General features: G+C 48.3%; 7 protein-coding genes. 4 read left to right on the top strand and 3 right to left on the bottom strand.

What is annotated here, in order from left to right; translation table 11 throughout:
- Positions 1-111 precede the first annotated feature (111 nt).
- A complete protein-coding gene (locus ACLQ6D_RS11610; RefSeq protein ID WP_411727450.1) occupies positions 112-666 on the bottom strand; it encodes a GIY-YIG nuclease family protein in 555 nt (184 codons plus the stop codon).
- 261 nt (positions 667-927) lie between these two features.
- Between ACLQ6D_RS11610 and ACLQ6D_RS11605 the strand changes: the two genes are divergently transcribed.
- Both ACLQ6D_RS11605 and ACLQ6D_RS11600 read left to right on the top strand, forming a co-directional pair.
- On the top strand, positions 928-1,122 hold the full coding sequence (locus ACLQ6D_RS11605; protein ID WP_411727448.1) for a hypothetical protein: 195 nt from the start codon (positions 928-930) through the stop codon (positions 1,120-1,122).
- Between the two features lie 3 nt (positions 1,123-1,125).
- A complete protein-coding gene (locus ACLQ6D_RS11600; protein WP_411727449.1) occupies positions 1,126-1,452 on the top strand; it encodes a methylated-DNA--[protein]-cysteine S-methyltransferase in 327 nt (108 codons plus the stop codon).
- On the opposite strand, the gene ACLQ6D_RS11595 is transcribed toward ACLQ6D_RS11600, so the two are convergent.
- On the bottom strand, positions 1,443-2,258 hold the full coding sequence (locus tag ACLQ6D_RS11595; protein WP_411727447.1) for a hypothetical protein: 816 nt from the start codon (positions 2,256-2,258) through the stop codon (positions 1,443-1,445). The two genes, ACLQ6D_RS11600 and ACLQ6D_RS11595, sit on opposite strands and share 10 nt — an antisense overlap.
- A gap of 384 nt (positions 2,259-2,642) precedes the next feature.
- Positions 2,643-3,347, bottom strand: a complete 705-nt coding sequence (locus ACLQ6D_RS11590; RefSeq protein ID WP_411727446.1) for a YidB family protein — start codon at positions 3,345-3,347, stop codon at positions 2,643-2,645.
- Positions 3,348-3,653: 306 nt separating this feature from the next.
- Between ACLQ6D_RS11590 and purE the strand changes: the two genes are divergently transcribed.
- Together purE and ACLQ6D_RS11580 are read left to right on the top strand one after the other, a co-directional pair.
- On the top strand, positions 3,654-4,151 hold the full coding sequence (gene purE / locus ACLQ6D_RS11585; RefSeq protein ID WP_411727445.1) for a 5-(carboxyamino)imidazole ribonucleotide mutase: 498 nt from the start codon (positions 3,654-3,656) through the stop codon (positions 4,149-4,151).
- Positions 4,148-5,242 carry a 5-(carboxyamino)imidazole ribonucleotide synthase gene (locus ACLQ6D_RS11580; RefSeq protein ID WP_411727444.1) on the top strand — a complete coding sequence of 365 codons (1,095 nt, stop codon included), beginning with the start codon at positions 4,148-4,150 and terminating at the stop codon, positions 5,240-5,242. The genes purE and ACLQ6D_RS11580 overlap by 4 nt, the downstream gene beginning before the upstream one ends.
- The last annotated feature ends 190 nt before the right edge of the window (positions 5,243-5,432 follow it).

Raw genomic sequence — 5,432 nt, 5'->3', positions numbered from 1 at the left:
ACTATGACCAGATCGTTGATGTGTGTTGCCACGCATGGAACCAGTTCGCCAGCCAACCCGACACCATCCGAAATCTTTGCTCCCGTAAATGGGCTTTATTAATATGATAATCTATTGGGATTGGTATAACGTATTGAGGGCGGTTTCGCGAAGATTGCCTTCTTGGGTTACATCAAGAAGACCAAACCACGAAAAACGATTCCAGCGACTACCTAAGCGGTCAATGGTGTGTTCATACATTCGCTTGCCTAAAGGACGATCAATAGAACGCCCGACATACACTACAGTATGGTGGTCATAAAGAATGTAAATGCCTTTTTGTTTGCCAAAGTCCACTGGCTTAGAAAGTGCCTGTTGTTTGCCGTACATTTTGGGGTCGTTACGCCACACAACAAGGTCACGTTGCCAATACATACCGAAAGAATGAATAATTGAATCGGAAGTTTCATCTTCTGGAGCTGTAATATTTTCCGTGGTTTTTTCTTTGCTAACTGTAGCGAAAGCTGTTGTTTTATGCTTGAGTGTGAATATTCCTTTGCCAATACGAACAAACGGTGATTTTTCACCATCGTGCTTTATGGATGCCGATATATGAGCATTCACAGTTGCCGCTGGCGTTGCACCATCAGTTTCGTAATAACCGCGAGAAAGAATTTGCTCTGAAATTTCCGTTTAATGCAGAGGCGTATCAGTCTCTGCAAGCACTTTCTTTATGGCTTCTCGCCATGATTTCTCCAAGATGTTCTCCAAAAATCTAACTTGCGGGTTTATATGCTTCGTTGAACTTCTTATAATTGCTAGTTGGCGCACCCGAGAGGATTCGAACCTTTGGCCTCAGCCTCCTGAGGGCTGCGCTTTGCCATTGGCGAGTGTTCCCTGGGATCGATTTCGGTAGCAAAAAGTGTACGTGGCATTTGTGCTATCTCCTTGGTAGATAACCCCGAAAGTTTGGTGCGTGAATTACAAAACCGGTTTCCGAACACTAATATAATCGGCGATGACCGTGTTGCACAACTCATCGCTAAAATTTCCGGTTTTGTTGAAACACCCATGAGTGGGCTAGCCCTGCGACTCGACATTCAGGGAACCGCCTTTCAGCTGCCGGTATGGCGGGCATTGTAGGCCATTCCTGTCGGCTCCACAGTCAGCTACACAGATATTGCTATTCAGGTCAGGTCGCCCAAGTCTGTGCGGGCAGTAGCCGGAGCCTGTGCCGCCAAAAAACTGGCGGTGGCAATTCCTTGCCACCGTGCGGTCAGGCTTGATGGGTCTTTATCAGGCTATCGCTGGGGAATAGGGATCAACCGGGAACTGCTCAAGCGCGAGGCCGATGCGGCAACAAACAAGCTTAGATGTGCAATTTTCGGAATCGAGAGTCACAGGGCTTCGATCTTCCTCGATTTCGTTACACTTCATCGAGACTACATACGAGATGTGGGACATTACAAATGAAATTCTGCCTCGTTTAGAGACTGATTCAACAAATTCAGGAATTCCTTGCTATTTTTGGGTGAGCCGTCTGCAAATTCAATCATATTCTGGTCGGTTACCAAACGCCAGCGGGACAGTAATTTTTTTAATTGGATTTGTTCGTTAACGGTAAAGTGGTATCGACCCAGTAAGTGATTGAATTCGGTTAATTCCGGTGATCTTAGCGGCTCAGCCAGTTGGGTTAATGCTGTCAAAATGGCTGTAATGGTCGATAGCTGTGCGGCTATAAGTTCGGATACCTGGCTGGGTTGAAGGTTCTTGATAGGTGATGACTCGTTGTCAGAAACTATTTTCAGGCACTGTATCAACTCGCCGGAAGAAAATCGCGTTGCAGTCTCGTAAAAGGCGGAGCCTTCCATATCGCAAAGATGCAAGGGAGGGTAGGTAAGCTGCAGCCTTGATGCAGTTTGCAGGCTATGGGTAGGGCAAGGCGGCGTAAATACTAAAGGTGGATAATAACGCCGGTCACTTTCGCTATCGGTTATTTTGTCGATCAAGAACACGCTGCCGATGGGGTGTTCCTTATGTCCGGCGATCCCTACATTCAACAAGACTGGGTTTTGGGTTGATGAAAATAAGGCCTGGGTGTAAGCGATACCAGCAGCCATACCGTTTTTACCTATTCCGGTGACGGTCAGGTGTATGTTATTGTTGTTATAAACTGCAAAGCTATTGATTGCAGTGTCTTTTTTCAGGCGATAAAACTCAATTAATGGCTTCGCTTCGCAAGGCAGGGCGGTGTAGATGAAGATTTTGGGGGACTTCATTAAAAATTATAAAAACAGGGTTAAAAGCCGTTATACCATTGTAGAAAAGACGTGATGGATGACTTATTAAACGATCAGGCAGCTTAAGATTTACGCCTCTTCCGTATGCCGCGCCAAACACCGGCGTTTTTATTGGGAACAGCCCGACAGGGGCGCGGCAAGGAAGCCGTGCGTTGCCAAAGGGACAGGAGTCCCTTTGGCAATCCCCGATAAAAACGCCGGAGCGCAGGAAATAAGCGGCATCCGGGCGGGCTTTCTTTTGAATACTTTTCTTGCCCGAGCAAAGAAAAGTGTTTCGCCTTCGGGTGCGACAACCCGATTAAATATTAGTCGTCGCGTTAGCGACACGACAATTTAGTAACAACTGTTATTAAATTGAAATATCTAGGGAATACGCAAAACCTGACCGACATTAATCCGGTCTGGATTGCTCAATTTATCCCGGTTGGCATCGAAAATTTTAGGCCATTGATTGGCATCGCCGTAATAATGTTTGGCTATTTTAGATAGTGTGTCCCCAGATACCACGGTATAGGTTCTAGCTTGTGCTTCCGGTGCGGGTGAGGCTGTTGGTGCAGCGCTAGCAGATGGACTGCCCATTGGTGCGGCGGCTTCAGCTACTTCGGGCGCTTCGTCATCATGCCCAAACCTCGAAGCCATTGCTTTTGCTGCCATGGTTGCACCAGCAACGCCTATTCCGCCCAGGATAATTTTAGATAGGATGCCCAGGTGGTGTTCTTCAGGCACTTCGCCATCGGGGGTCATTTTATCGACGATGGATGGCAACACTTGTGAGAGGACATCGGCTCCTTTGTTTGCTGGTATCCCGGCTTCTTTAGCAAGCTCGGCAACTTTTTCCTCACCCAGCGCTTCTACCAGTTGTGCAGCGCTGACCGACTTGTTTTCGCCTTTGCCTATCCATGATGCGGCAATATCACCCAATCCCGATTGGGTAAATTTATCGACCAGGCCTGATATGCCTCCAGCGTTGTTGGTTAGCATACCTACCACACCTTTTACCAGATTTTGCGTTTGATTTTCTGCATTGCCGCCAAGGGCGGTTTGCACTAAACTATCAAAAAGACTCATCGTTTTTCCTTATTCAGTTAGTTGACAAAAGTCGCAAGGCTAAGCCTAAAAATGCCTGTTAGACCGATTGTATCAGCCAGATTTGCCCAGTACAAACAATAAAATTCAATAAATTCAATGAAACATAAGGCGGATTCAACACCGAAGTGCAATTCCAGTATTCATGCAGCCTTTCGTTCACTGTCCCCAAAAAAGGTTAATTACTGCTTTTAGGCAGTAAATGAAGGCTGGATTGAGCTACTTCTCCTGATGTATGCGATAATTTCACCCCTTAAATTTTTGTCCGTTTACTACCAGGAGCACTAGATGACAGCATTGGTTGGCGTAATCATGGGTTCGGCCTCTGACTGGGAGAGCATGCGCTTTGCTGCAGAAACACTGGAGCGTTTGGGTATTCCGCACGAAATTGAGATCGTTTCGGCGCACCGCACCCCGGACAAACTGTTCGCGTATGCCGAAACTGCGGAAGCCAAAGGCCTGGAAGTCATTATTGCGGGAGCCGGAGGAGCCGCGCATTTGCCTGGAATGACGGCGGCAAAAACTATAATTCCAGTATTGGGCGTACCGATACAGTCAAAAGCGTTAAATGGTATGGATTCTTTGCTTTCCATCGCGCAGATGCCTGCCGGTATTCCGGTGGGGACTCTGGCTATAGGAAAGGCAGGAGCCGTTAATGCCGCACTGCTGGCTGCGGCGATAGTCAGCAACAAACATGAAAAATACCGCGCCGCCCTGCATGAATACCGCCGTGAGCAAACGGTTTCCGTACTCGAAAACGCCGACCCAAGGATTGCCGGATTATGAAGGTCGGCATATTGGGCGCGGGTCAGCTCGCCAGGATGATCGCACTGGCAGGATACCCGCTAGGATTGGATTTTATTTTCCTTGATCCTTCCGTTGATGCGTGTGCCAACAAACTGGGTGAGCATCTTCATGGCGACTATAGCGATCCGGTGTTACTGGCAGAACTGGCTCGACGCGCCGATGTGGTGACGTACGAATTTGAGAATGTACCTGCCCCCGTCGCCAAATTCCTGGCTGAACATACGCGGGTGTATCCGCCGGCTAGGGCTTTGGAACTTGCCCAGGATCGTTGGGTAGAGAAAAACTTTTTTCTGGAACTCGGTATCCCAACGCCGCAGTTTGCATTAGTGGATAGTCTTGAGGATCTGGAACAGGCCATGTCAATGCTGGGTATTCCGGCGATACTAAAGACCCGGACGCAAGGTTATGACGGCAAGGGACAATCCCTACTGAAGTCAGAAGCTGACTTAAAGCCCGCATGGGTTGTGGTGCAAGGTCTTCCGGCGATTGTTGAGGCCTTTGTGCCGTTTACACGTGAAGTTTCTATTATTGCCGCCCGTAGTGTGTCCGGTTCAGTCGTATTTTATCCGTTGTCTGAAAACCTGCATAAAGGGGGTATCTTGCGGATTGCTGAAAGCCGCGCCAATGACCCTATGCAGGCACAGGCCGAGGACTATATGTCACGTTTGCTCAACGCATTGGATTATGTGGGCGTAATGGCACTGGAACTGTTTGAAGTGGATGGAGAATTAATCGCCAACGAATTCGCCCCACGAGTGCATAATTCCGGTCATTGGACGACAGAAGGCGCGGAAACCAGCCAGTTTGAAAATCACCTACGGGCGATACTTGATTTGCCCTTAGGTGCAACGACTGCACTAGGTAAGGCGGCAATGGTTAATTTTATCGGCGGGCTGCCCACAACCAAAGACGCATTGGCGATCAATCATGCGTATTTGCACCTATACGGCAAAAGCCCACATAAAGGCCGTAAGGTCGCCCATGCCACCGTGCGGACAGAATCAGCCGAACAATTCGGGCAGTCGGTCAGGCAGTTAGCCAAGCTTGCTGAGCAGGTTGATGATTCGTAAAGTCCTGACCAGCCAAATGTATGACCGGACAAGTCGGTTATAATGACCACTAAATCAAAGCAGTTTCTGATTACGTAGGACCCACAGCCAATTTTGAAGTCAAAGGCATAAGTGCAAGCCCTTGAAACCAAAGGAGGCGGGAGATGAGCAAAAACAAAGTGCAATACCAGAAAGGTATGGGTTTGCCCGG

Source organism: Methyloglobulus sp. (assembly GCF_046714055.1).
Classification (GTDB): Bacteria; Pseudomonadota; Gammaproteobacteria; order Methylococcales; family Methylomonadaceae; genus Methyloglobulus.
This window is presented reverse-complemented; position numbering and strand designations above follow the sequence as displayed.